At 73.3% G+C, this 26,216-nt stretch carries 16 protein-coding genes, 1 tRNA gene and 1 pseudogene; 2 read left to right on the forward strand and 16 right to left on the reverse strand.

Annotation, left to right across the window (positions count from 1 at the left end; translation table 11 throughout):
- Positions 1-33 precede the first annotated feature (33 nt).
- The 4 genes and pseudogenes from AB0F11_RS16215 to AB0F11_RS16230 all read right to left on the reverse strand — a co-directional run bounded on the left by AB0F11_RS16215 (position 34) and on the right by AB0F11_RS16230 (position 5,281).
- A complete protein-coding gene (locus AB0F11_RS16215; protein ID WP_362173248.1) occupies positions 34-546 on the reverse strand; it encodes a DinB family protein in 513 nt (170 codons plus the stop codon).
- A 106-nt stretch (positions 547-652) separates the two neighbouring features.
- Positions 653-2,719, reverse strand: a pseudogene (gene mrdA / locus AB0F11_RS16220) (penicillin-binding protein 2); the annotation flags it as partial.
- A 139-nt stretch (positions 2,720-2,858) separates the two neighbouring features.
- Complete coding sequence (locus tag AB0F11_RS16225) at positions 2,859-4,316, reverse strand: aldehyde dehydrogenase family protein (RefSeq protein ID WP_362173251.1); 1,458 nt, start codon at positions 4,314-4,316, stop codon at positions 2,859-2,861.
- 86 nt (positions 4,317-4,402) lie between these two features.
- Positions 4,403-5,281, reverse strand: coding sequence for a helix-turn-helix transcriptional regulator (locus tag AB0F11_RS16230; RefSeq protein ID WP_362173368.1), 879 nt, complete (start codon positions 5,279-5,281; stop codon positions 4,403-4,405).
- Positions 5,282-5,625: 344 nt separating this feature from the next.
- Between AB0F11_RS16230 and AB0F11_RS16235 the strand changes: the two genes are divergently transcribed.
- Entirely contained in the window at positions 5,626-6,156 is a 531-nt protein-coding gene (locus AB0F11_RS16235) for an ATP-binding protein (RefSeq protein ID WP_362173255.1), read from the forward strand.
- A 175-nt stretch (positions 6,157-6,331) separates the two neighbouring features.
- Here the strand turns inward: AB0F11_RS16235 and AB0F11_RS16240 are convergent, their stop codons facing one another.
- The 3 genes from AB0F11_RS16240 to AB0F11_RS16250 all read right to left on the reverse strand — a co-directional run bounded on the left by AB0F11_RS16240 (position 6,332) and on the right by AB0F11_RS16250 (position 9,978).
- Complete coding sequence (locus tag AB0F11_RS16240; protein WP_360631634.1) at positions 6,332-6,547, reverse strand: DUF397 domain-containing protein; 216 nt, start codon at positions 6,545-6,547, stop codon at positions 6,332-6,334.
- Positions 6,548-6,697: 150 nt separating this feature from the next.
- Positions 6,698-8,776, reverse strand: a complete 2,079-nt coding sequence (locus AB0F11_RS16245) for an FUSC family protein (protein WP_362173258.1) — start codon at positions 8,774-8,776, stop codon at positions 6,698-6,700.
- Between the two features lie 23 nt (positions 8,777-8,799).
- Positions 8,800-9,978: a DUF2786 domain-containing protein gene (locus AB0F11_RS16250; protein WP_362173261.1), complete on the reverse strand. Its 1,179-nt coding sequence runs from the start codon at positions 9,976-9,978 to the stop codon at positions 8,800-8,802.
- Positions 9,979-10,606: 628 nt separating this feature from the next.
- Here AB0F11_RS16250 and AB0F11_RS16255 point away from each other — a divergent pair.
- Positions 10,607-12,334, forward strand: coding sequence for a bifunctional 3'-5' exonuclease/DNA polymerase (locus AB0F11_RS16255; protein WP_362173264.1), 1,728 nt, complete (start codon positions 10,607-10,609; stop codon positions 12,332-12,334).
- Here AB0F11_RS16255 and AB0F11_RS16260 read toward each other — a convergent pair whose 3' ends face one another.
- The 9 genes from AB0F11_RS16260 to AB0F11_RS16300 all read right to left on the reverse strand — a co-directional run bounded on the left by AB0F11_RS16260 (position 12,335) and on the right by AB0F11_RS16300 (position 26,191).
- The gene (locus tag AB0F11_RS16260; protein ID WP_362173267.1) at positions 12,335-12,814 is read right to left on the reverse strand and encodes a GNAT family N-acetyltransferase; all 480 of its coding nucleotides are present in this window, start codon (positions 12,812-12,814) and stop codon (positions 12,335-12,337) included.
- Between the two features lie 102 nt (positions 12,815-12,916).
- Positions 12,917-14,131 (reverse strand): serine hydrolase domain-containing protein, encoded by a 1,215-nt coding sequence (locus AB0F11_RS16265; protein ID WP_362173270.1) that lies wholly within the window; start codon positions 14,129-14,131, stop codon positions 12,917-12,919.
- Between the two features lie 132 nt (positions 14,132-14,263).
- Positions 14,264-14,340 (reverse strand) — tRNA-Thr (locus AB0F11_RS16270).
- Positions 14,341-14,448: 108 nt separating this feature from the next.
- Positions 14,449-16,035 (reverse strand): alpha/beta hydrolase, encoded by a 1,587-nt coding sequence (locus AB0F11_RS16275; RefSeq protein ID WP_362173273.1) that lies wholly within the window; start codon positions 16,033-16,035, stop codon positions 14,449-14,451.
- A 108-nt stretch (positions 16,036-16,143) separates the two neighbouring features.
- Positions 16,144-17,355 carry a DNA polymerase III subunit delta' gene (locus tag AB0F11_RS16280; RefSeq protein WP_362173371.1) on the reverse strand — a complete coding sequence of 404 codons (1,212 nt, stop codon included), beginning with the start codon at positions 17,353-17,355 and terminating at the stop codon, positions 16,144-16,146.
- A gap of 140 nt (positions 17,356-17,495) precedes the next feature.
- Positions 17,496-20,804: a dTMP kinase gene (gene tmk / locus AB0F11_RS16285; protein ID WP_362173276.1), complete on the reverse strand. Its 3,309-nt coding sequence runs from the start codon at positions 20,802-20,804 to the stop codon at positions 17,496-17,498.
- A gap of 338 nt (positions 20,805-21,142) precedes the next feature.
- Positions 21,143-23,950, reverse strand: coding sequence for a type I DNA topoisomerase (gene topA, locus AB0F11_RS16290; RefSeq protein ID WP_362173279.1), 2,808 nt, complete (start codon positions 23,948-23,950; stop codon positions 21,143-21,145).
- A gap of 290 nt (positions 23,951-24,240) precedes the next feature.
- Positions 24,241-24,438 (reverse strand): hypothetical protein, encoded by a 198-nt coding sequence (locus tag AB0F11_RS16295; protein WP_362173281.1) that lies wholly within the window; start codon positions 24,436-24,438, stop codon positions 24,241-24,243.
- Between the two features lie 247 nt (positions 24,439-24,685).
- On the reverse strand, positions 24,686-26,191 hold the full coding sequence (locus AB0F11_RS16300) for a class I SAM-dependent methyltransferase (protein WP_362173284.1): 1,506 nt from the start codon (positions 26,189-26,191) through the stop codon (positions 24,686-24,688).
- Positions 26,192-26,216: the final 25 nt, after the last annotated feature.

The raw sequence follows: 26,216 nt of genomic DNA on the forward strand, positions 1-26,216 counted from the left end.
CACGCCGCGTGAGGTGCAAGTCGTCCGCCGGAGCTATCCCATGGCCTTGGTGCCGTCCAGGGACTCGCGGATGACGTCCGCGTGGCCCGCGTGGCGCGCGAACTCCTCCACCAGGTGCAGCAGCATCCAGCGCATCGAGACCTTGGCGCCCTTGGGGAACCAGGGTGCCTCGGGCAGCGGGAACGTCTCGTCCAGGCTGGGCAGTGCCCGGACGAAGGCCGTCAGCTCCGCCGTGACCCCCTCCCAGAAGGCCTGGACGGCCGGGATGGTCTCGTCCTCGACGAGGCGGAAGGAATCGCCCCAGGTCTCGGCGGTGCGCTGGATCTCGTTCGGCCGCTGCTGCGCCATCCGCAGCCAGCTCAGCTCGACCTCGGCGACGTGCTTGAGCAGCCCGGACAGGGAGAGCTCACTGGCGCTGGGGCGGCTCGCCGCCTGCTCCTCGGTGAGTCCGGCCAGCGATTCGCGGATCGCCGTGCGCTGGGCTTCGACGAAGAGCAGAAGCGTGCCGCGCTCGTCGCCCGGGATCTCTTCGGAGAGGTGAGCCATGACCAACCGCCTTTTCTGGGGGTCCTCGTGCTGACAGGAACCACACTACGGAGGATTGCGGTCAGCGCCTGTCCTAAATCCCCTTCGGGCGCGGTCAGTTCTGACTGTCCGGGCGGACAGCCGGGAGCTGCGTCATCGGCTTGGGCAGCAGGGCCTTGGAGAGGTCCTGGGCGCCCTTCTCGTCGAGCCCGTACATCGCCTCGTAGATGTGGCGGACGGCGGGCCCGGAGGCGCCCGAGCCGGTGCCGCCCTGGGAGATCGTCATGACGATGGCGTAGTCCTCGGTGTACGAGGCGAACCACGAGGTGGTCTGCTTGCCCTGGACCTCGGCGGTGCCGGTCTTGGCGTGCATCGGGATCTGCTTCTGCGGCCAGCCGCCGAAGCGCCAGGCGGCGCTGCCGGAGGTGACCACGGAGGCGAGCGCGGCGTCGATGTCGTCGCGCAGCTCCGCGTCCATGGGCAGCCGGCCCTGCTCCTTGGGGGCGATCTCCTTGACCGACGTGCCGTCCGCGCTGATGAGCGCCTTGCCGATGCTGGGCTGGTGCAGCATGCCGCCGTTGGCGATGGCGGCGTAGATCGAGGCCATCTGGATCGGGGTGACGAGGGTGTCGCCCTGGCCGATGGAGTAGTTGATCGCGTCGCCCTCGCGCAGCTGGTTGCCCTGGCGGCAGTTCTCGTACGCGATCCTCTCGGCGTAGCTGCCGTTCTGCTTGCCGTCGCGGCACCAGGCGGCCTTGTTGGCCTCGAAGAAGTCCTTCTTCCACTGGCGGTCGGGGACCCGGCCGTTCACCTCGTTGGGCAGGTCGATGCCGGTGGCCTTGCCGAGGCCGAAGGCGTGCGCGGTCTTGAGGAACCAGTCGGCGGGTTCCTTCTTGGGGTTGATGCCGCCGTCCTTCTTCCACTCCTGGTCGGCGATGGCGTAGTAGACCGTGTCGCAGGAGACCTCCAGGGCGCGGCCGATGGTGATGTCGCCGTAGCCCTGGGACTCGAAGTTGGTGAAGGTCTGGCGGCCGACCGAGTACGAGCTGGGGCAGCCGTAGCGGCCGTTGAAGGGGTAGCCCGCGTTGACCGCGGCCGTCGAGGAGACGACCTTGAAGATCGATCCGGGGGCGGCCTGGCCCTGGATGGCCCGGTTGAGCAGCGGGTAGTTGGAGTCCTTGGCGGTGAGGGCGGCGTAGTCCTTGGCGGAGATGCCGCCGACCCAGGTGTTGGGGTCGTAGGTCGGGTTCGAGGCCATGGCGACGACCCGGCCGGTCTTGGCCTCCATGACGACGACCGCGCCCGCGTCGGCCTCGTAGTTGCGGTGCGTGTTCTTGTCGTAGCCCTTGCGGGCCTCGACCATCGCGTTGTTCAGCTCGCGCTCGGCGACCGCCTGCACGCGGGCGTCGATCGAGGTGACGACGTTCGCGCCGGGGGTGGGCTTGTCCCCCTGGGCCTGGCCGATGACCCGCCCGAGGTTGTCCACCTCGTAGCGGGTGATGCCGGCCTTGCCGCGCAGCTCCTTGTCGTACGTGCGCTCCAGGCCGGAGCGGCCCACCTGGTCGGAGCGCAGGTAGGGCGAGTCGGTCTTCTTCGCCTTGGCGATCTCCGCGTCGGTGACCGGCGAGAGGTAGCCGAGGACCTGGGAGGTGTTGGCCTGCTCCGGCGCGGGGTAGCGGCGCAGGGCGGTCGGCTCGGCGGTGATGCCGGGGAACCGCTCGGAGTGCTCCCTTATCTCCAGGACCTGGTCGGTGGTGGCCTCGTCGGTGATGGGGATCGGCTGGTACGGGGAGCCGTTCCAGCAGGGCTTGGGGGTCTTGGCGTCGCACAGCCGGACGCTGTTGACGACGTCCTCCGCCTTGAGTCCGAGGACTCCGGCGAGGCGGGTGAGGACGTCCTTGCCCTTGTCCTTCATCTTGCTGAGGTCGGTGCGGCTCGCGGAGACCACCATGCGCGTCTCGTTGTCCGCGAGCGGAACCCCGCGGGCGTCGAGGATGGAGCCGCGCACGGCCGGCTGGACCACCTGCTGGACGTGGTTGTTCTTGGCCTCGTCCGTGTACTCCTGGCCGTTGCGGATCTGCAGGTACCACAGGCGTCCGCCCAGGGTGAGCAGCAGCGAGAAGACGACCACCTGGATGACCACCAGGCGGTTCTGGACCCGGGGCGTGCGCCCCGTCTCCGGAATGTTGCTCAACTCGAAAACTCCCCCGAAGCGCTGCCCGCCGCCGACTCCGCCGAGTCTAGAGCGACGGGCGGACGGAGGCGGGCGGAGGGGGGAAGCGGAACGGTCCCGGAGGCGCGCGGAGGGGGAAGCGGAACGGTCCCGGAAGCGGTCAGAACGGGAAGTTGCTCCGGCCGTGCTGGACGGAGATCCACTTCTGGGTGGTGAAGGCCTCCACGGTCGCCTCGCCGTTGAGCCGGCCCAGCCCCGAGGCCTTCTCCCCGCCGAACGCGGCCAGCGGCTCGTCGCCGATGGTGGAGTCGTTGACGTGCATCATCCCGGTGTCGATGCGCTGGGCGAAGCGGACGCCGCGCTCCACGTCGCGGGTGTGGACGGCGCCGCTGAGCCCGTACGGGGTCGCGTTGGCCATCCGTACGGCCTCCTCCTCGCCGTCGAAGACCATCAGCAGGGCGACCGGGCCGAAGATCTCCTGCCCCAGGAGCGGGGAGTCCTCGGGGATCCCCGCCAGCACGGTCGGCTCGACGAGGTTGCCGCGCGTGGAGCCCCGTACGAGGGCCTGCGCGCCGGCGGCCACGGCCTGGTCCACGAGGGCGGTCAGGGCATCGGCCTGGAAGGAGTTGATCAGCGGGCCGATGTGGGTGTCGGCCTCGCGGGGGTCGCCGGTCCTCAGGGCCCGGACGCGTGCGGTGAACTTCTCGGTGAACTCCTCCGCGACGGAGGCGTCGACCAGGATCCGGTTGGCGGCCATGCAGACCTGCCCCTGGTAGACGAAGCGGCTGAAGACGGCCGCGTCGACGGCGTAGTCGATGTCGGCGTCGTCGAGGACGACGAGGGCGCTGTTGCCGCTGAGCTCCAGGACGGTCCGCTTGAAGTGCCGGGCCGCGACCGCACCGACGTGGCGGCCGACGCGGTCGGAGCCGGCGAAGGAGATGACCTTGGGGACGGGGTGCGTCAGGAGCGCGTCGCCTATCTCGGCTATGTCGGTGACCAGGACGCCGAGCAGCCCGGCCGGCAGGCCCGCGTCCTCGAAGATCTTGGCGATGACCCCGCCGCCGATCACGGGTGCGTTCTGGTTCGGCTTGATCACGACGGCGTTGCCGAGGGCGAGGGCCGGGGCGACCGACTTCAGCGTGACCAGGAACGGGAAGTTGAAGGGGCTGATCACGGTCACGACGCCGACCGGGAGCCGCTGGACGCGGCTCTCCTTGCCCGGGGTCGGCGAGACCATGATCCGGCCCTCGGGGCGCACCGCGAGCTGCATCGACTCGCGCAGGAACTCCTTGGCGAGGTAGATCTCGTACTCGGCCTTGGACCGGGTCCCGCCGAGCTCGTCGATCATCGCCTCGACGAGTTCCTTCTCGCGCTCCTCGGTGATCCGCAGGGCCCGCTCCAGGACGGCGCGTCTGGCGTAGGGGCTGGTCGCGGCCCACTCTCTCTGGGCCCGCTCGGCCGCGCGGTAGGCCTCGTCCACCTGCTCGACGGTGGCCACGGTGATGGCCGCGAGCTTCTCCCCGTTGTACGGGTTGACGTCGATGATGTCCCACGATCCGGTGCCGGCCAGCCATTTGCCGTCGATGTACTGGTGAGCCAGGTCCTCGAATATGGACATGCCATCCCTTACTGCGAGCGCGCACCCGTGCGCTGCACCGGAGACCGATCGGTCATGCACTGATCAGACGTCATACTACGTGCGATTCAAGACAGTTGAAGGAGACCGCGGAGAAGATCCCGGGTCTGGCCGGGGTCGGGGCAGTCGGCCTGGAGACGCGCCATCGCCCGCTCGTACTGTGCCACTTCCTCGTCCTTGTCCAGGTAGAGGGCGCTGGTGAGCTGTTCCAGATAGACGATGTCCTGCAGGTCGGACTCGGGGAAGCGCAGCAGGGTGAACGCCCCGCTCTCGCCGGCGTGGCCGCCGAAGGAGAACGGCATCACCTGGAGCTGCACGTTGGGCCGCTGGGAGACCTCGATCAGGTGCTCCAGCTGGCCGCGCATCACGTCGCGGTCGCCGTACGGGCGGCGCAGGGCCGCCTCGTCGAGGACGGCGTGGAAGACCGGGGCGCTCTCGGAGACGAGCACCTTCTGCCGCTCCAGGCGCAGCGCGACGCGGCGGTCGATCTCGGCCTGGGAGGCCCCGGGCATGCCGCGGCTGACGACCGCTTGGGCGTAGGCCTCGGTCTGCAAGAGGCCGTGGACGAACTGGACTTCGTAGATCCGGATGAGCGAGGCGGCGCCCTCCAGCCCGATGTACGTCTGGAACCAGCCCGGCAGCACGTCGCCGTAACTGTGCCACCAACCCGCGGCGTTGGCCTCGCGGACGAGCCCCAGGAGGGACTCCCGCTCCGTGCCGTCCGTGACTCCGTAGAGCGTGAGGAGGTCCTCCACGTCTCGTGCCTTGAAGCTCACCCTTCCCAACTCCAAGCGGCTGATCTTCGATTCGGATGCGCGGATCGAGTAGCCGGCCGCTTCACGGGTGATGCCGCGGGATTCTCGGAGTCGCCTGAGCTGTGAGCCCAGGAGGATGCGGCGCACCACGGAACCGCCTGCTTCTGCGGTCACTTGTCCTGCCCTCCCCATCGCCATGGATACGCGTGGTCTGCGCGTGTGCTGCGTCGCTGGGCCCCCGAACCCCAGGCCCCGCAGTCTGCCACCAAAACGCATCGGCCCGTACTCGTTCTGTAACGGAATCCGGGCGGCCGCAAAAGAAGTCCGTAAGCGTGCGTAGGAAGAAATGAGCAAGAACCATCACGGGAGGGGACAGGTCCGGCGCGTGCACGTGCATCTGCCCTTGCATCCAGCTTCTGCATTCGGAACGATGGTGCCGCGCACCTGCGTGCTCTTCGCGCCGGCGCCGGACCCACCCCGCTGTTCTTTCTGGACGCACACCGCCGCTCCGTCCGCGAATCCCGGGAGTGCCTCGCATGGGGACGAATGGATCGACCATGCTCGAGCCGTTACGGCAGGGGCTGCCCCCGGTCGACCCCACGGCTGTGTCCGGGTCTGCCTCCTGCGCCCTGCCCGCCCGCTTCGAGGCGGTGCGAGGCGCCCGCTCGTTCACCCGGTCGACCCTGGCCCAGTGGGGCCTGGACGGCCGCTTCGACGATGTGGCCCTGGTCGTCTCCGAGCTCGTCACCAACGCGCTGCGCCACGCCCTGCCGGGTGAGGCGCCGCGGTCCGGGGCGGGTGCGGGGCCGGGGAGCGGGGAGCCGGAGGCCACCGTGCGGCTGCATCTGATGCGGTGGAGCTCCCGCCTGGTGTGCGCGGTGCGCGACCCCAGCGAAGACCGACCGGGCGGATCGTTCGAACCGGAGCGGACGCAGGAGAACTGCGACCTGGAGTCGGGGCGCGGGCTCTTCCTCGTGGACGCGTACAGCGACAGCTGGGGCTGGCACCCGCTCGCGGGGCGGCTGACCGGCAAGGTCGTCTGGGCGCTGTTCATGCTCCACGACTGAGCGGGCGACGGCGGCGGACGGACGCCGGACGCCCGCCGGACGCACGCCGACGCACGCCGGGAACACGACGACTGGCCGGGACCGATCTGTGTGATCGGTCCCGGCCAGTGCACGTGCATGGCTTGATCAGTGGCACGGTTCCTGAGTGGATGCGAGCCCGCTCCCCTTCCGCTCCTCAGCTGATCAGGTGGTCGAACTCGCCGTCCTTGACGCCCAGCAGCAGCGCCTCGATCTCGGCCGGCGTGTAGACGAGTGCCGGTCCGTCAGGAAAGCGCGAGTTGCGTACGGCGACAGCGCCTCCGGGCAGTTTCGCGAACTCCACGCAGGAACCCTGCGAGTTGCTGTGCCTGCTCTTCTGCCAGGTCACCCCGTCGAGTTCTGCAGCTGCCATCCCGTTGTACGCGTGGTCCACAGGAAGCCCCCGATAGTGCAGATGTCAACTCCACCGGATCATAGCTGTGTTCAGGTGCACCCGCATGGGCAGATGCACGTGCACGCGGAGGGTGCTTCCTTGATCACTGTGAGGGGCGGACCGGGGCAATCAGGGCCGCAGCGCTGCTGAGACCTCGTCCAGGGAGGTCAGCAGCTGTGCGGCGGCACCGCGCAGCACGCGGGCGCCGGGGGCGGCGGCAGGCCCGGGGTCGGGGCGGGCGTCCGGGCCCGGGTTCGCGAGCAGCACCCGTACCGCGTCCCACTCGGGGACCCGGCGCTCGCGCACCGCTCTGGCCCCCGCCTCCGTGGCGGTCCGCAGGGCGCGGGCGAGCTCGGCCGCGCCCGGCACCGGCGGATGGGCGCGGTCGGGCAGGTGGGCCTCCAGCAGCATGGCGCTGCGGCCCAGCCCGACCAGCGCCTCGGCCGCCCCGTCGGCCGCCGCCCGCGACAGCCCGCGGTGGCGCACCGGTTCCCCCTCGGCCCGGGCCAGCGCCTCCTGCCAGGCGATCCGGGCGTCGCGGGCGGCCAGCAGCGCCTCGCGCACGTCCGCGCGCCGGGCCCCGGCCGGATCCGCGTACTGGCGCAGCACCGCGGCCGCGTACCGTCCGTCGGCGGCGAGCCAGTCGGCCAGGCGGGTGCGCAGCCGCGGGGTCTCCCAGGCCGGGTAGAGGGCGTACGAGACCATCGCCAGCAGCCCGCCGACCAGCGTGAGGGCGACCCGGTCGGGCACGGTCTGGTCCCAGCGCGTCCCGCCCATGCCGAGCAGGAAGACGACGTACGCGGAGACGAAGGCCTGCGCGACGGCGTACCCGGTGCGCAGCAGCGCGTACATCAGCCCGGCGCTGACGACCGCGAGCAGCCCCGACAGGTACATGCCCGGCTGGGCGAGCTGGACGACGGCCGTGGCGACGGCGACCCCGGCCAGGGTGCCGCAGAAGCGGGCGACGGCCCGGGCGTAGGTCTGGCTGAAGTCGGGCCGCATCACCATGACGGCGGCCATCGGCGCCCAGTAGGCGTGCCCGAAGGGCAGCGCGCGGCCGATCAGGTAGCCGGCCGAGGCGGCGGCGGTGACGCGCACGGCGTGCCGCAGGACGGGCGAGCCGGGGCGCAGCTCGGCCCGCACGGCCCGCAGGACCCCCGGCACGAGGGCGGGCAGGGTGGGCCGCAGCCTCGACTCGCCGGGGGCGGCGGTGCGACCGGATCCGGGCTCGGCCGTCTCCAGTACGTCGTCCAGCAGGGCGGCGAGCCGGTGCGCGGCCCGCAGCGGCGCCCCGTGCAGGAGGTCGGGGTTGTCGGGGGACTTCAGGACGGCCAGGTCGGGTGCGGGCAGGCGAACGGGCTCGCCGTGGCGGATGGCGTGCGCGGCGGCGTCCAGCACCGACCCGGCCGCGGCGAGCAGCTCCCGCACCCGCTCCCGGGCCGGCCCCGCGGCGGGGGCGCCCACCACCGGATCGGCGAGCGAGGCCAGCACCGGCCGGATCCGCTCCGCCAGCCCGCGCGCCCCGTGCAGCTCGGCGGGGCGCCGGCGGGCCTGGCGCGGGGTGACGGCCGCGGCGTCCCGGGCGGTCATCAGGGGCTGCGCGTCGAAGGGTGCGAGCGGGTCCTCGCGCAGCCGGCGGGCGTAGTCGGCCTCGGCGGCGAGCGCACCGGCGAGGGCATCGCGCTGGGCCCCCCAGCGCCGGATCGGGAAGAGGACGATGAGCGCAGCCTGGACCACCCCGCCCGCGGCGATCATCGCGGCATGGCCGGCGGCCTGCGGGACGGAGGTGGGCAGCGTGACGGTGACCAGCATGATCGCGACGTTGCCGGAGGCGATGATCCCGGCCGTGGGCCCGGCCGCCCACAGCAGCCCGGCGAGAAAGGTCCAGGCGGCGAGCAGGACGAGGAACGCGGCGAGGTTCGCGGCCCCCACCAGATAGCCGACGAACGTGGACCCGGCCAGGGTCAGACCGGAGGCGAGGGCGAGCACCGGCCGCGGGCGCCAGCTCTGCTGGAAGGCGGCGATGGCCGCCATGAAGGCCCCGAACGCGGAACTGGCCGCCGCACCCGGCCCGAGGAAGGCGAGCCCGGCCCCGATCACGAGCGCGAGCCCGACGGCGGACCGCAGGGCGGCGAGCGGCTCGAGACCGGTCCGCTCGACGGACATCCCCGTCCGGACGCTGTCCTTCAGCGCCTTCGGCCAGCTCATGGCCCGAGCGTACGGCCGGCGCCCTACCGCGGCAGCGGCCTGCGCCCCTGGCCGCGCCCCACATGGGCCCGATCGGCGGCAGCGGTCCCGTCGTTCCACCCGGCGAGGTCGCTGGCCCCGCGCAGCCGGGTGGTGGTCGTCCTGGGGAACATCTCGTCCGCCCGGGCGGTGACGGCGACATCGCGGGCCACCAGGGCCGGCAGGTGGTCCGGGGTCTCGGCCGCGGTGTGCTCGGCCGTCTCGGCGAGGCGCTGGCCGAGCCGGCTGGCGTAAGCGAGCAGGAACGACTGCCGGAACGTCTTGGTCCGCTTGCGGCCGCCCGCCCGCTGGCCGGCCTCGGCCCGGGTCATGGCGGCCGTACCCTGCACCAGCAGCGAGGTGTAGAGCAGCTCGACGGCCTCGAGATCACTCTCGAACCCCACGACGGTGGAAAACCCGAAAGCACCGTTCCAGACGGCCCGACAACGGTTCGCGGTGGCCACCGCATCGAGCAGCACCGCCTTGGCCTCTTCGTACGGCGGCTCGACCCCGATCCGGCAGGCCGTCGGCGCCTGGGCCGCCCGTTTCCCACTGGCGGCGAGCAGCGCCTCGTCCACGGTGTGCCGGGCCATCAGCTCCTGGGCCTTGGCGCTGAGCGCCTCCGCCTCCTCCGGGTACGTCGTCGCCTCGGCCTTCGCGAGCAGCGCGCGGATCCGGCCCAGCATGCGGGGCTCGATGTGCGCGTGCTGCAGCGCATCGGCCGCGGGATCCCCCGGAACGGGCCCCACCGGCTCGATCCCCGGCAGCCGGATCAGCAGCCGGAACAGCTCCAGCACGGCGGTGGCCAGGGCGAACCGGTCCGCCCGCTCCCGCTGGGCGAGCTGCTCCCCGTAGGCGGCATCATCGTCCCCCCACCACACACAGGCATCGCCCCACCGCTCGGGCACCCGCGCATACCGCCGGGCCTCACCGGCAACCAGATCCCCGAACACCCGCACGTGCCGCTCGCCGAGATCCCGCCGCACGAGACGCTGCACGTCGGCCGGCTGCCAGCCCCGCTCCCAGGCCTGCCGTACGTACGCCTCCCCGCGCGCGAGCAGCCCCCGGGCCACCTCGCCCCAGGCCCCGCCATCGGCCGCGAGCATGGAAGCCCCGGCATCCAGCCCGGCATCGCCATCCCCATAAAGCGCAACCTCACAGGCCCGCCCCACCACATCCACCACCCCCCAAGCTTCCCACGCCCCACCCCCAGAGCCGGTCCCGCCAATCCCAGCCCCGTCGGCGCTTGAGACCCGGGGCCTGGGGCGGAGCCCCCAAGGAACCCGACTCCGCCGTCGAAGCCCGGCCCAGCACATCCAGCCCCGCCGGCGCTTTGAGACCCGGGGCCTGGGGGCGGAGCCCCCAAGGAACCCGACTCCGCCGTCGAAGCCCGCCCCAGCAAATCCAGCCCCGCCGGCGCTTGAGGCGCGGGGCCTGGGGCGGAGCCCCAGCGACTCCCGGCCCGCCGGCCCAACCAACCTCGCTTACCGCAGCCTTCGCAGCGCCGCGCCGCACACTCAGCCCCGCCGGCGTTTGAGTGGGGGTCCCCCCGGACGAAGTCTGGGGGAGGGTCCGGGCGGAGCCGGGTGCCCGGCGGAGCCGGGTTGCATGGGCCCCGCGCCAGATGACGGCGAGGCCGGGTCCGCCGACCGGCACCACCCAAGGCGGCCCCGCGCCGCAGGCGCCGGCCACGAGGCGCCGAGCCTCGGCAACGGGGCGGGGCCAGGGGGCCGGGGCCCGCCGGGCCAGGGCTGCGAGCCCGGCCGGTGCGGCAGCCCGGCGGTGTCAGACCCCAGTGGGACACTCGCATGCATGAGCGAGCATGCGCCCCGCTGGGCCCTGGCCGAGGACGCCGAAGGCCACTGGCACGCAGCCGAGCTCACCACCGCAGCCACAGCCACAGCCCGGCCCCCGGCCCCCCGCCGCATCACCGTCACCGACCCCGCGGAAGCGATCCGCATGGCCCCCGCCCCCACCCGCTGGATCTGGCGCTCCACGGCCGCCGTCTACCCCCGCCTCCTCTCCGCCGGCATCCGCATCGAGCGCTGCTACGACATCGAGGCCGCCGAACCGCTCCTCCTCGCCCACGAAGGCCGCTCCGGCGAACCCCGCTCGGCCGCGGCCGCCTGGGCCCGCCTCACGAACACCCCGGTCCCGCCGGACCCCCCGGCGCGTTCCGCCGCGCCCGGCGCACAGGATTCCCTCTTCGACCCACAGCCCGCCCCCCTGCCCCTCGACGCGCTGATCGCCGTCTACGAGGACCAGGCCCGCCGGCACGACGCCACCGCCCACCCCGACCGCATGCGGCTGCTCACCGCCGCGGAGTCGGCCGCGTTCCTCATCGCCGCCGAGATGCACCACGCCGGCATGCCCTGGCGGGCGGACGTCCACCGCGCCCTGCTGACCGAGCTCCTCGGCGAGCGCTACGCCGGCGGCGGCGAGCCCCGCCGCCTCGCCGAGCTGGCCGACGAGATCTCCGCCGCCTTCGGCCGCCGCGTGCGCCCCGACCTGCCGGCCGACGTGGTCAAGGCCTTCGCCGAGGCCGGGATCCGGCTCACCTCCACCCGCCGCTGGGAGATCCAGGGCCTGGACCACCCCGCGGTCGCGCCGCTCCTCGCGTACAAGAAGCTGTACCGGATCTACACGGCCCACGGCTGGAGCTGGCTGCAGGACTGGGTCCGCGACGGCCGCTTCCGCCCGGAGTTCGTCCCCGGCGGCACCCTGACCGGCCGCTGGGTCACCAACGGCGGCGGCGCCCTGCAGATCCCGAAGGTGATCCGGCGGGCCGTCGTCGCCGACCCCGGCTGGCGCCTGGTCGTCGCCGACGCCGACCAGATGGAGCCGCGGGTCCTGGCCGCGATCTCCCGCGACCCGGCCTTCATGGAGGTGGCCGGCCGCCCCGAGGACCTGTACACGTCCATCTCCCGCCACGGCTTCTCCGGCGACCGCGACCAGGCCAAGCTGGCCGTCCTGGGCGCCGTGTACGGGCAGACCTCCGGCGACGGCCTGAAGAACCTGGCCGCGCTGCGCCGCCGCTTCCCCCGTGCCGTGGCGTACGTGGACGATGCCGCCCGCGCGGGCGAGGAGGGCCGCCTCGTACGGACCTGGCTGGGCCGCACCTGCCCGCCCCCGGCCCGCGCCGCCGACGCCGACGAGGAGGCCGGCATCCCGCAGGACCCCCCGGACCGCCCGGACCGCGCGGACCGGGACGACGCCTGGACCCCGAGCTACGCCTCCACCAACTCCCGCGCCCGCGGCCGCTTCACCCGCAACTTCGTCGTCCAGGGCAGCGCCGCCGACTGGGCGCTGCTGCTCCTCGCGGCCCTGCGGCAGGCCATCGACGCGGCCGGGATGCGGGCCGAGCTGGTGTTCTTCCAGCACGACGAGGTGATAGTGCACTGCCCGGCCGAGGAGGCCGCGGCCGTGGCCGAGGCGATCCGCGCCGCCGCCGACCGCGCGGCCCGCATCGCCTTCGGCGAGACCCCGGTCCGCTTCCCGTTCACCACGGCCGTGGTCGAGTGCTACGCGGACGCCAAGTGACTACAGCCCGTGGAGCCCGTGAAAGTAGAGATGGAACTCCTCCCTCTCGAACCCCTCCGCCTCGTACAGCGCCTGCGCGACGTGGTTGTCGTACGCCGTGTCCAGCTGCACCCCGGCGACCCCGGCCTCCCGGGCCCGGCGCAGCACCTCGCGCAGCAGGGCCCGCCCGGCGCCGGTACGCCGCGCGGAGGGGTCGACGTACAGGTCGTGCAGGATCCAGCTCGGCCGCATCAGCAGCGAGGCGAAGGTCCGGTACACCTGCGCGAACCCGACCACCTCGACCTCGGCGCCCTCGGCGCCCTCGGCGCCCTCGGCGAGCAGGATCAACGAGTCGCCGTTCCGCAGCCGCTCGGCAAGAAAGGCGCGGGGCTGCTCAGCATCCGCAACGTCGACCCGATAAAAACGGAGGTACCCCCGAAACAGCGCCACAGCCGCATCAAGGTCCCCCTCGCCGGCCACCCGCACCCGCACGTCACCCACGCCCACTTCCCCTTCCTCCGCCCGCCTGCCTGACACGAAGCCCCATTCTCCAGACGGGACATCGCACCTCACACAACGGACGGAGTTCGGGCAACCCCCCGCTCAGGACTTCTGAGGCTCCAGCCAGTACACGTGCTTCGGCGAGACGATCTGCGTGACCGCCCGCCCGAACAGCGTGCTCGGCTCCTCGCCCTGGGCGGAGATGTCGGTGTTGAGCATGATGACCATCGTGGCCTGCGCCTCGGGCAGGTACATCACCACGACCTCGTAACCGGGCAGGGACCCGTTGTGGCCGATCCAGCCCCCGTCCTTGAAGATGCCCAGCCCGTACCCGGTGTCGGGCGCGTTGCCGGCCGGCTCCACCTTCAGCCGCTCGGCCTGCGTGGCCGGCTTGAGCAGCTCGCCCGTGGCCAGGACCTTGGCCCACGTCCGCAGATCCGGAAGGTCGGAGATCATCGCACCGGCGGCCCATCCCCAAGAGGGGTTCCAGTCGGTCGAGTTCTCGACCTTTCCACTGGCGGTCTGGTCGGTGTAGCCCTGCGGGTGCGGCTTGGGGAACTCGGCGCCGGTCGGGAAGACCGTGTGCTTCAGCCCGGCGGGCACGACCACGTTCTGGTGGATGTAGTCCCCGAGCTTCTGCCCGGTGACCTTCTCGATCACCAGACCGAGCAGGATCAGATTGGTGTTGGAGTAGTAGAACTTCGCGTCCGGCTCGAACATCACCGGGTGCTTGAACGCATACGCGAGCAGCTCCTGCGGGGTGAACGGCCGCGTCGGGTTCGTGGTCAGGGCCTTGAAGAAGTCAGGGTCCTGGGAGTAGCTGAACAGACCGCTGCGCATGCCGGCGAGCTCGCGCAGGGTGATCCGATCCCCGTTGGGAACACCCTTGATGTACTTCCCGATGGGATCGTCGAGCCCGACCTTGCCCTGGTCCACCAGCTCCAGCAGGGCGGTGACGGTGAAGGTCTTGGTCTCGCTGCCGATCCGGATGTTCATGCCGGTGGTCATCGGCGCACCGGTGGACTTGTCGGCCACGCCGAAGGACCGGACGTACTCCCCCTTGCCGGGCGCCGAGACGGCCACGACGACACCGGGCACCTTGGCCTCGGCGAGCACCTTCCGCACCGCGGCGTCCAACTGCTCGGCCACGGCGGGGGTGAGCTGCACGAAGGCGTCATCGGCCCGGACGGGCGCCGCGACCGAGGCCGCCGGCTGCGCCGGCGCGTGCGAGGCGTACCCCGTACCCGCCGCCAGTGGAACCACCACCAGCCCTACTGCTGCCGCCCCCACCGCCGCTCTGCGCAACCGTTTCGTCATGCCTGGCCTCCTGCCACGCGACGCTCAGGTCCAGCCTTCCCAACGTAGCCCGCACCCCACCCCCCGGCGACCGCTGCCTGTCCCCAGACACAAAAAACCCCAGCTCAGACGAGGTCTGGGCTGGGGTTTCACTGGAGCCGCCTTCGGGATTCGAACCCGAGACCTACGCATTACGAGTGCGTTGCTCTGGCCAACTGAGCTAAGGCGGCACCGCCGGGAGACAAGTGTTCCCTCGGGAGGGAGCGCTCATCAGCAGCGGCGCCTAGTCTACAGGCTCGAACGGGGTGCCCCGAACCAGGTTTCGCGGGGGTGGGGGGTCAGGTGCACTTCTTGCCGTTCTGGGGGGCCTTGCCCTGGAGCAGGTAGGTGTTGATCGCGGTGTCGATGCAGGTGCTGCCGCGGCCGTAGGCCGTGTGGCCGTCGCCGTCGTAGGTCATCAGGACGCCGGAGTCCAGCTGGCGGGCCAGGGACTGGGCCCACTTGTACGGGGTCGCCGGGTCGCGGACCGTGCCGACCACCACGATCGGCGGGGCGCCCTTCGCGGTCAGGGGGCGGGCCGCGCCGGTGGCCTTGACCGGCCAGTACGTGCAGTTCAGCGAGGCCCAGGCCAGGCCCGAGCCGAAGACCGGGGAGGCCTTGCGGAACGAGGGCAGGGCGGCGTCGACCGCGTCCGGGCCGGAGAAGGCGGGGGGCTGGTCGAGGCAGTTGACCGCGGCGTTCGCCGACATCAGGTTGGCGTACCTGCCGTTCGGCTCGCGCTCGTAGTAGCTGTCGGCGAGGGCGAGGAGGCCCGAGCCGTCGCCGTCCATCGCCGTCGCGAGCGCCTCGCGCAGCTGCGGCCATGCACTCTCGTCGTACAGGGCCGCGATCACCCCGGTGGTGGCGAGGGCCTCGCCGAGCGGCCGCTGCGGGTCGCCGCTGGGGACCGGCTTCGCGTCGAGCTGCCGGAAGAACGCGCCGAGGCGCGTGGCGACCGCGTCGGGGCCGCCCTTGCCCAGCGGGCAGTCGGGCTGCTTCGCGCAGTCCTTGGCGAAGGAGCGGAAGGCCGTCTCGAAGCCCTCGGTCTGGTCGCGGTTCAGGTCGAGGGCGGAGCGCGAGGGGTCCATCGCGCCGTCGAGGACCAGTCGGCCGACCCGGCCGGGGAAGAGGTCCGCGTACGTCGCGCCGAGGAAGGTGCCGTACGAGGCGCCGACGTAGGTCAGCTTCTCGTCGCCCAGGACGCCGCGCAGGAGGTCCAGGTCGCGGGCGGCGTCGATGGTGGAGACGTGCGGGAGGATCCGCTGCGAGCGGGACTGGCAGCCCGCCGCGAACTCCTTGAACGCCGCGACCAGCGCGGTCCGCTCCGCCGCGTCGTCGGGGGTCTGGTCCACCTGCGTGTACGTGTCCATCGCCGGGCCGGACAGGCACTCGACGGGGCTGCTGCGGTCCACCCCGCGGGGGTCGAAGGAGACCATGTCGTACTGGGCGCGCACGGCCGCCGGGTAGCCGATGCCCGCGTAGGCCTGGAGGTAGCCGATGCCGGAGCCGCCGGGCCCGCCCGGGTTGACCACGAGGGAGCCGAGCCGCTTGCCGGGCCCGGTGGCGGGGCGGCGGGCGAGTGCGATGTCGACGTCCTGGCCGGCGTCGGGGTGGGCGTAGTCGAGTGGGGCCTTCATGGTGGCGCACTGGAAGCCGGGGACACCGCAGTCGCGCCAGACCGGCTTCTGCTCGTAGTACGGGCGCAGCGCGGCCGGGATCTGCGGCGGCGCGGCGGGCGGCGCCGCGACCCGGGCGGCGGCGGAGGCCGCGGAGGAGGTGGCCGCGTCCCTGGGGCCCGCCGCACCCCCCGCGGTGCAGCCGGAGAGCAGCAGCCCGGCGGCTGCGATCACGGTTCCGGTGGTGCGCAGCAGGCGACTGGTATCCATTCTGGGAGCCTACGTGCTGCGGCCCGGTCCCGGCCTGCAGTGGATCGCTCGTACGGGTGAGACGCGTGAGACGGGGGGAACGGCCGGCCCCGGCGGCCGACCTGCCGGTCAGCCCGCGCGGAGGGCCATCGTCATGGCCTCGACCGCGAGGAGCGGGGCCACGTTGCGGTCGAGGGCCTCGCGGCAGGCGCTGATGGCCTCGATGCGGCGCAGTGTCCGCTCGGGGCCGCCGGCGCGGGCGATCCGGTCCAGGTCGGGCCGCATGTCCTCGTTGGCGATGGCCAGCGCCGAGCCGAGCTGGAGGGCCAGGACGTCCCGGTAGAAGCCGGTGAGGTCGGTCAGCGCCAGGTCGAGGCTGTCGCGCTGGGTGCGGGTACGGCGGCGCTTCTGCCGGTCCTCCAGCTCCTTCATCACGCCCGCGGTGCCGCGCGGCATCCGGCCGCCGGTACCGGCGCCGGCACCGAGCGCGGCCTTGAGCTCCTCGGTCTCCTTGACCTCGACCTCCTCGGCGAGCGCCTTGGCGTCCTCGGCGGCGGCGTCGACGAGTTCCTGCGCGGCCTTGAGGCAGCCGCCCACGTCGTCGATGCGGAGCGGGAGCTTCAGGACGGAGGTGCGCCGGGCCCGGGCCGCCTCGTCCTGGGCGAGCCGGCGTGCCCGGTCGAGGTGGCCCTGCGTGGCGCGGGCGGCGAACGCGGCGACGCCCGGCTCGATGCCGTCGCGCCGGACCAGGACGTCGGCGACGGCGGCCACGGGCGGGGTGCGCAGGGTGAGGTGGCGGCAGCGGGAGCGGATGGTGGGCAGCACGTCCTCCAGGGAGGGCGCGCACAGCAGCCACACGGTCCGCGGAGCGGGCTCCTCCACCGCCTTGAGAAGGACGTTGGCCGCGCCCTCGGTCAGCCGGTCGGAGTCCTCCAGGACGATGACCTGCCAGCGGCCCACGGCCGGGGAGAGCTGGGCCCGGCGGACCAGGTCGCGGGTCTCCTTGACGCCGATGGACAGCAGGTCGGTGCGGACGATCTCCACGTCCGCGTGCGTCCCGACCATGGTGGTGTGGCAGCCGTCGCAGAAGCCGCAGCCCGGCTCGCCGCCGAGGGCACGGTCCGGGCTGGTGCACTGCAGGGCGGCGGCGAAGGCGCGGGCGGCAGTGGCCCGGCCGGAGCCGGGCGGGCCGGTGAACAACCAGGCGTGCGTCATCCTGGACGCGGCGGGCGGCTCCTGCCCCGCCTCGACGGCGGTGACGAGGGCGTCCGCATCACGGGCGGCGGCGGCCAGCTGCGCCTGCACCCGCTCCTGGCCCACCAGGTCGTCCCACACGGGCATCCCGCCCACCGCCTTTCCTTGCCGCCCCTGCCCTTGCGTGAGCTCGGGCTCTCACGCCTGCGCCGCCACCAGTGTGGCGTGCGCCACCGACAATCCAGTACTGCCCCGGGCCCGCCGGCTCCCGTCCGTCGCCGTCGCCGTCAGCGGCGGCGGCGCGGGCCTCCCCCGCCGTTCCGGCCGGAGTCGCCGCCCCGGCCGTCCTGCTCGTCCTCGTCCCGGTGGGGGCCCAGGAGCTCGTCCGCCAGGCTCGGCAGGTCGTCCAGCGGGGTCTCCTCGGCCCACGAGGGACGGGTCCTGCGCGGCCGGCCCTCCTCGTCGAGGTCGAGGACGGGGAGTTCGCGGGTCACGTCCTCGGCGGCGTCCCGGAAGATGCCCGGCGGCACCCGGTCGGCCGGGGCCTCGTCCGAGTGCCGGGCCGTCGGGCGCACCGCGGAGTACGCCTGCCCGGCCTGCCCGGCCTGCTGCGACTGCTGGGACTGCTGCGACTGCCCGGCCTGCCGCTGCCCGTCGGCCTGCGGGCGTACGGGCGGCAGCACTGCCGTCTCGTCGGCCGGGCCGGCTCCCGTGACGGGCGGCAGTACGGAGGTCTCCGCGGCCGGGTCCACCTTCGGCATGGGCACCGTCTGGGTGACGTCGTCCGGCCGGACGACCCGCTTGTCCGCGGGCGGCCTGACCATCGGGGTCTCGACCGTCACCGCGTCGTCCGGCAGCGGCTCCTTGGCCATCGACACCTTCGGGGCCGGCTGAGCCGGCTGAGCCTGAGCAGCCGGAGCCGCAGGAGCCGCAGGAGCCGCCTGTGCCGCCGCCGCGGCAGCAGCCGAAGCCGCCGCGGCCGCCGCGGCCGCCTGGGCCTCCGCCAGCCGGCGCGCCTCCTCCGCCTTCAGCAGGGCCTCCTCGGCCCGCCGCTGCTTCTCCCGGCGCCGCTCCTCGGCCTCGGCGCGCAGCCGGGCCTCCTCCTCGGCCTCCTTGCGCAGCCGCTCCTGCTCGGCCTCACGGGCCTTCGCCTCGGCCTCCGCGCGCAGCCGCTCGGCCTCGGCCCGGGCGCGCGCCTCCTCCTCGGCCCGCAGCCGCTCCTCCTCCGCCCGGCGGGCGGCCTCCTCCTCGGCCCGACGACGCGCCTCGGCGGCCTCCGCCTCCGCCTTGAGGCGGGCCTCCTCGGCCTCGCGGGCCCGGCGGGCCTCCTCCTCGGCGCGCAGCCGCTCCTCCTCCGCCTTGCGCGCGGCCTCCTCCTCGGCGCGGCGGCGCGCCTCCTCCTCGGCCTTGCGGCGGGCCTCGGCCTGCGCGGCCAGCTCCGCCTCGGAGAGCGGCAGCATCCGGTCCAGCCGGTGCCGTACGACGGTGGTCACGGACTCCGGGTCCTGCCCGGCGTCGACCACCAGGTAGCGGCCGGGGTCGGCGGCGGCGAGGGTCAGGAACCCGGCCCGCACGCGCTGGTGGAACTCGGCCGGCTCGGACTCCAGCCGGTCGGGCGCCTCCGTGAACCGCTCCCGCGCCGTCTCAGGCGACACGTCGAGCAGCACGGTCAGGTTCGGTACGAGTCCGTCGGTGGCCCAGCGCGAGATGCGGGCGATCTCGGTCGGGGACAGGTCGCGCCCCGCCCCCTGGTAGGCGACGGAGGAGTCGATGTAGCGGTCGGTGATGACGACGGCGCCGCGCTCCAGGGCGGGCCGGACCACCGTGTCCACGTGCTCCGCGCGGTCCGCCGCGTACAGCAGGGCCTCGGCGCGGTGCGAGAGTCCCGCCGAGGAGACGTCGAGCAGGATCGAGCGCAGCCGCTTGCCGACCGGGGTGGCGCCCGGCTCCCGCGTCACGACGACCTCGTGGCCCTTGCCCCGGATCCAGTCGGCCAGCGCCTGGACCTGGGTGGACTTGCCGGCGCCGTCGCCGCCCTCCAGGGCGATGAAGAAGCCGGTCGCGGACGCCACCTGCACCGGCTCCCCGCCGCGCAGCGCCTCCCGCAGGTCGCGGCGCAGCGGTACGCCGCCGCGGTCGTCGGCCTTGGCGAGGACCACCACGGCGGCCGGCAGCAGCAGCGCGCCGACCAGCATCAGGGTGAACGCGGCGCCGCCGTGCTCGAAGACGAGGTTCCCGCCGGCCAGCCGGTGCGGGCCGATCGCGGCGGCCACCACCGGGGCGGTCACGGCGCCGAGGGCCACCGCGACGCGGACGACGGCCTGGAGGTGCTCGGTGACCCGGGCCCGGCGCAGCTCCTCGGTCTCCTGGTCGAGCAGGGTGTGCCCGGTGTTGGCGGCCACGCCCGCGGCAGTGCCGGCCAGCAGCGACAGGAACAGCACGGTCGCGGCATCCGTGACCAGGCCGGTCAGCAGCAGCGCGGTCCCGGTGACCGCTGTGGCCAGGGCGAGCAGCCGGCGCCGGGACAGCGCGGGCAGCACCTTGCCGGCCTGGGCGGCGCGGATGCCGAGGCCGGTACCGCCGAGCAGCGCCAGGACGAGCAGGGCGAAGGTCGCGGGGCCGCCGCCGAGGTCATAGGCGTGCAGCACGGCCACGGCGGCGGCGGAGGCCACCGCTCCGGCGACGGCGGCGCAGGCCAGCACGAACAGCGGGATGGCGCCGGTGCGGCCCCTGTCCGGCCGGTCCCCCGTCTTCGGGGGGCGCAGGCCCTCCAGCGGCGAGCGCGGGCGCGGGGTCTTGCCGGTGGGCAGGACCAGCGGCAGCAGCAGCGACAGCGAGGCGGCGAACAAGCCGGCCGCCACGTACGAGCCGAGGGCGGCCCGGTTCGCGGCGAACCAGTCGATGCCGATGCCGAGGGCCTTGCCGACCAGCGTCGCGACGAGCAGCGCGGCCGCGGCGGCGGGCATGGCGACGAAGGAGGTGCGCAGGTTCAGCCGGCGCAGCGCGTCGAGCTGGTCGGGCAGCGGCCGTACGGCTGCCCCCTCCGGCGGCGGCGCGGGCAGCAGGGCGGGGGCGGCGCTGTCCTTGGCCTGCGTCCACAGCCGCTCGGCGGCGCCGGAGACGAAGACGGTGGCCAGCAGCGCGGTCAGCGCGTGCGCCGGGATCCAGTCGAGCCAGAGCGGGGCGACGACGAAGAGCGCGAGGCGGATGCCGTCGGCCGCGGCCATGGTCCAGCGGCGGTCGAGCGCGCCGCCGGGGGCGGTGAGCTTGGCGAGGGGGCCGAGCAGCACCGCGCCGAAGAGGAGGGTGGCGAGGATCCGCACCCCGAAGACGGCCGCGACGGCGAGGGCCCAGCCGCGGTAGCCACCGCCGAAGGTCTCCTCGGCGACGGCCGTCTGGAAGACCAGGAGGACCAGGACGAGCAGGGCGAGGGCGTCGCCGATGCCGCTGACGAGCTGGGCGCTCCACAGGCGGCGCAGCCTGGGGGTGCGCAGCAGGGCGCGCACCGCCCGCTCGCGGGAATCCGCGGCGAGGGCTTCGTCGTAGGTGGGGTTCTGGGGGGCGGTCACGCCAGTCGGCTGCTCGGCTCGCGTCATCCGCCCAGCCTATCCGCTGCGCTTGGCGGTTGCTGCTGCCCTGTGGATAACCCGGGCGCCGCGCCCCGGGCCCGGCGCGACGCCGCCGCTGCCGCCGGCCCGGCCCGGCCCCGGGTGGGCCGGGCCCCCGGGTGAGCGGGGGCCGGGTGGGCGAGGCCCCGGGGAGGCAGGCCAGGCGGCGGGGCGCAGGGCAGGCGGCCGCTGCGCGGAGCCGCTCCCCACCCCGCCCCTTCCCGAATCCGGGGCTCCGCCCCGGACCCCGTTCGCCTCAAACGCCGACGGGGCTGAAAGACCCGGGCGCTTCGCGCCCGGTGCGCTCAAACGCCGCGCGGCCTGGATTACTCCGTCGGCGGAGTGGCGGTCGTCTTCTTGGCTGCCGTCTTCTTCGCCGTCGTCTTCTTCGCGGCCGCCGTCGTCTTCTTGGCTGCCGTCTTCTTCGCCGCCGTTGCCTTCTTCGCCGGCGCCTTCTTCGCGGCGGCCTTCTTGGCCGTCTTCTTCGCCGGGGCCTTCGCGCGCTTCTCCGCCAGCAGCTCGTAGCCGCGCTCCGGCGTGATCGTCTCGACGTCGTCGTCCCGCCGCAGCGTGGCGTTCGTCTCGCCGTCCGTCACGTACGGGCCGAAGCGGCCGTCCTTCACCACGACCGGGCGCTCGCTGACCGGGTCGGTGCCCAGCTCCTTCAGCGGCGGCTTGGCCGCCGCGCGGCCGCGGACCTTCGGCTGGGCGTAGATCGCCAGGGCCTCGTCCAGCGTGATGGTGAAGAGCTGGTCCTCCGACTCCAGCGACCGCGAGTCCGTGCCCTTCTTCAGGTACGGGCCGTAGCGGCCGTTCTGCGCGGTGATCTCCACGCCCTCGGCGTCGGAGCCCACCACGCGCGGCAGCGACATCAGCTTCAGCGCGTCGTCGAGGGTGACGGTGTCCAGCGACATGGACTTGAACAGCGAGGCCGTCCGCGCCTTGACCGCGTTCTTGCCGGTCTTCGGCGTGCCCTCGGGCAGGATCTCCGTCACGTACGGCCCGTAGCGGCCGGCCTTGGCGACGATCTCGTTGCCGCTGACGGGGTCCTTGCCGAGCTGGAAATCACCGCTCGGCGCGGCGAGCAGCTCCTCCGCGTACTCCACCGTCAGCTCGTCCGGAGCCAGGTCGTCCGGCACGTCGGCCCGCTGGTGGCCTTCCGCGTCCTTCTCGCCGCGCTCCACGTACGGCCCGTACCGGCCGACGCGCAGCACGATGCCCTCGCCGACGGGGAAGGAGGAGATCTCGCGGGCGTCGATCGCGCCCAGGTCGGTCACGAGCTCCTTCAGGCCGCCGAGGTGGTCGCCGTCGGCCGCAGGGACGACCGCCGAAGCGTCCTCCGAGCCGAAGTAGAAGCGCTTGAGCCACGGCACGGCCTGGGCCTCGCCCCGCGCGATGCGGTCGAGGTCGTCCTCCATCTTGGCGGTGAAGTCGTAGTCGACGAGCCGGCCGAAGTGCTTCTCCAGCAGGTTGACCACGGCGAAGGACAGGAAGGACGGCACGAGCGCCGTGCCCTTCTTGAAGACGTACCCGCGGTCCAGGATCGTGCCGATGATCGACGCGTACGTCGACGGGCGGCCGATCTCCCGCTCCTCCAGCTCCTTGACCAGCGAGGCCTCGGTGTAGCGGGCCGGCGGCTTGGTCGCGTGGCCGTCCGCGGTGATCTCGTCGGCGGCGAGCGCGTCGCCCTCGGCGACCTGCGGCAGGCGCCGCTCGCGGTCGTCGAGCTCGGCGTTCGGGTCGTCCGCGCCCTCGACGTACGCCTTCATGAACCCGTGGAACGTGATCGTCTTGCCGGACGCGGTGAACTCGGCGTCGCGGCCGTCCGCGGCCGTGCCGCCGATCTTCACGGTCACCGAGTTGCCGGTCGCGTCCTTCATCTGGGAGGCGACGGTCCGCTTCCAGATCAGCTCGTACAGGCGGAACTGGTCGCCGGTCAGACCGGTCTCGGCGGGCGTGCGGAAACGATCACCCGAAGGGCGAATCGCCTCGTGCGCCTCCTGCGCGTTCTTGACCTTGCCGGCGTAGACGCGGGCCTTCTCCGGCAGGTAGTCGGCCCCGTACAGCTGGGTGACCTGCGCCCGGGCGGCCGCCACGGCGGTGTCCGAGAGGGTCGTGGAGTCCGTACGCATGTAGGTGATGAAGCCGTTCTCGTACAGCTTCTGCGCCACCTGCATCGTGGCCTTCGCGCCGAAGCCCAGCTTGCGCGAGGCCTCCTGCTGCAGCGTCGTCGTACGGAACGGGGCGTACGGGGAGCGGCGGTACGGCTTGGACTCGACCGAGCGCACGGCGAAGGAGCTGTCGGCGAGCGCGGCGGCCAGCGCCCGGGCGTTCGCCTCGTCGAGGTGGAGCACCTCGGCGTTCTTGAGCTGCCCGTTCGCACCGAAGTCGCGGCCCTGTGCGACGCGCTTGCCGTCGACGGTGTTCAGGCGGGCGACGAGCGTGGACGGGTCGGACGGGTCGCCGGCCCGGCCGGTGGAGAAGGTGCCGGTGAGGTCCCAGTACTCGGCGGAGCGGAAGGCGATGCGCTCGCGCTCGCGCTCGACGACGAGACGGGTGGCGACGGACTGCACGCGCCCGGCCGACAGCCGCGGCATGACCTTCTTCCACAGGACCGGCGAGACCTCGTAGCCGTAGAGGCGGTCGAGGATGCGGCGGGTCTCCTGGGCGTCGACCATGCGCTGGTTCAGCTCGCGCGGGTTGGCGACGGCCTCGCGGATCGCGTCCTTGGTGATCTCGTGGAAGACCATCCGGTGGACGGGGACCTTGGGCTTGAGCACTTCCTGCAGGTGCCACGCGATGGCTTCGCCCTCGCGGTCCTCGTCAGTGGCGAGGAAGAGCTCGTCGGATTCGGCCAGCAGCTCCTTGAGCTTCCTGACCTGGGCCTTCTTGTCCGCATTGACGACGTAGATCGGCTGGAAATCGTGCTCGACGTCCACGCCGAGGCGGCGGACCTCGCCCGTGTACTTGTCGGGGACCTCGGCCGCGCCGTTCGGGAGGTCGCGGATGTGCCCGACGCTCGCCTCGACGACGTATCCCGGGCCGAGGTAGCCCTTGATCGTCTTCGCCTTGGCAGGGGACTCGACGATGACGAGTCGGCGGCCGCCCTGTGCGGTCTCGCTAGTCGGGGACAACTTGGCTCTTCTCTCCGGTCGGCACTCGGTCGCAGTACGGCGACGCTGCGGAGTGTGACGGTACAACCCGCCCCCGTGTCAAACGGCACAAGTCCGCAACGGCCACTCGAACGGTAACCCGACAAGTGCCATTTCTGCCGCCCGGATACCCCGCCGGACCCGTCCCGATCACTGGCCCGAGTGGCCAGGGGGCCGTCTGGCCGCTCCCCCGCACCCCGCCTGACGTCCGGTTTCCCTCGCGGGGCCGCTCCCTGTGGGCGGCCGGTCCTACACGGAACGGTGCGCGGAAGTCACAGTCGCGCGAGGCACCACGCGCCGAGGGCCAGCGACGCCGCGCCGGCGAGCAGCGCCAGCGGTACGGCCACGGAGGGGCGCACGCCCTCGGCCACCGGCGCACCGTGGCGGGCGCGCGCCCCTGTCCAGGCCAGCAGAGCGGTCCCGAACAGCAGGAACACGGTCGCCGCGAAGATCGCCGGACCGCTTTCCATACCGTTCCCCTTCGTTCCCCGGGCCGCTCTCGGGTCCCCCCGGATCCCCCCGGACACCCACGGACACCCCTGGCTTTCCCCCTTGGCCAGCAGCCTGCCAGCCGAGGGGGAACAGAAAGCGAACCGTGGGTTACATCACGGGGAGAGCGTTGGGGAGAGGCGGACGGAGGGAAGCGGACGGCGGGAGGCGGAGGGGAAGCGGAGCCTGTCGCAGGAGGCCTGCGGGGCACCCCGCCGGCCCCGCGGATCAGGCCTCCACCGGCTCCAGGAAGCCCTGCTCCACCAGCATCCGGATCGCCTCCGGCGTCCGGTCGCGCAGCACGACCGGGTCCTCCTGCATCAGCTGCGCGATCGCGTCGAGGATCCGGCCCGCGGTGAGCGATCCGTCGCACACGCCGGCGAAGCCCGCTCCGACCGTGTCGACCTTGGTGGCGCGCCGCATGCCGCGGTTCTGCCGGAGCACCACGTGCTCGGGGTCCTCGGCCCCGGGGGCGCCGACCTGCTCCTGGACCACCTCGGCGACCAGGGCGAAGCGGGCCTCCAGCAGCGAGGCGTCGTCGTGGGCGCGCAGGTAGTCCTGGCGGGCGAAGTGGGCGGTGACGGCGTCGCCGAGGGGCTGCTCCACCGAGTGCGGCCACTCCTCGATCACGACCGACGGCTCGTCGGCGCCGCTGTTGCGCAGCGTGATCCAGCCGAAGCCGACGGCCTTGGTCTTGCGGGCCTCGAACTCGTCCAGCCAGTCCTCGTACCGGCGCGCGTACTCGGCGGGATCGGTGCGGTGGTCGCCCGCGTCGCGCAGCCACAGCTCCGCGTACTGCGTGATGTCCTGTACGTCGCGCTGCACGATCCAGGCGTCGCAGCCGCGCGGCACCCAGGAGCGGACCCGCTCGCGCCAGTCCTCTCCCTCCACGTGCTGCCAGTTGCCGAGGAACTGCGCGTAGCCGCCGGGGTTGAGGTGGGCGCCGGCCTCCTGGACCAGGGTCCGGCACAGGTCGTCGCCGCCCATGCCGCCGTCCCGGTACGTCAGCCGGGCGCCGGGGGAGATCACGAACGGCGGGTTCGACACGATCAGGTCGTACGTGGCGTCGCCGACCGGCTCGAAGAGCGAGCCGAGGAGCAGTTCGGCCTCCGGGGCCCCGGACAGCGCCAGGGTCAGCCGGGTGAATTCCAGGGCCCGCGGGTTGACGTCGGTGGCGGTGACCCGGGTGGCGTGCTGCGCGGCGTGCAGGGCCTGGATGCCGGATCCGGTGCCGAGGTCGAGGGCGCTGGCGACGGGGCGGCGCACCGTGATCCCGGCAAGGGTGGTGGAGGCGCCGCCGACGCCGAGGACGACGCCCTCCTCGCGGCTGCCGATCCCGCCGGCCCCGCCGACGGCGCAGCCGAGGTCCGAGACGATGAACCAGTCCTCGCCGTCCGGGCCGCCGTACGGGCGCACGTCGACGGTGGCGTGCACCTCGTCGCCCTCCCGGCGCAGCCAGCCGTCGGCGATGAGGGCCTCGACGGGCAGCGCGGACGAGACGTGCACATACGGCTCCGGCTCCTGAAGCAGGAACAGCCGGACCAGGCTCGCGAGGGGGCCGTTGCTGCGGCTGCGGGTGGCGCGCAGCGCGGGGACCGTCTCGCTGCGGGCCAGGGCCGCGTAGGCGGGGGCGCCGAGCAGGTCGAGCAGCCCGTCGGCGGTGAAGCCGGCGGCGAGCAGGGCGGTGCGGAGCTCGGCGGCGCGGTCGGGCGTGGGGAGACTGGTGGTACTCACGCGTCCATTGTGTCGGCTGCCGCCG

The sequence above is a fragment of the Streptomyces sp. NPDC032472 genome (genome assembly GCF_040636955.1).
In the GTDB taxonomy this organism is placed as follows: domain Bacteria; phylum Actinomycetota; class Actinomycetes; order Streptomycetales; family Streptomycetaceae; genus Streptomyces.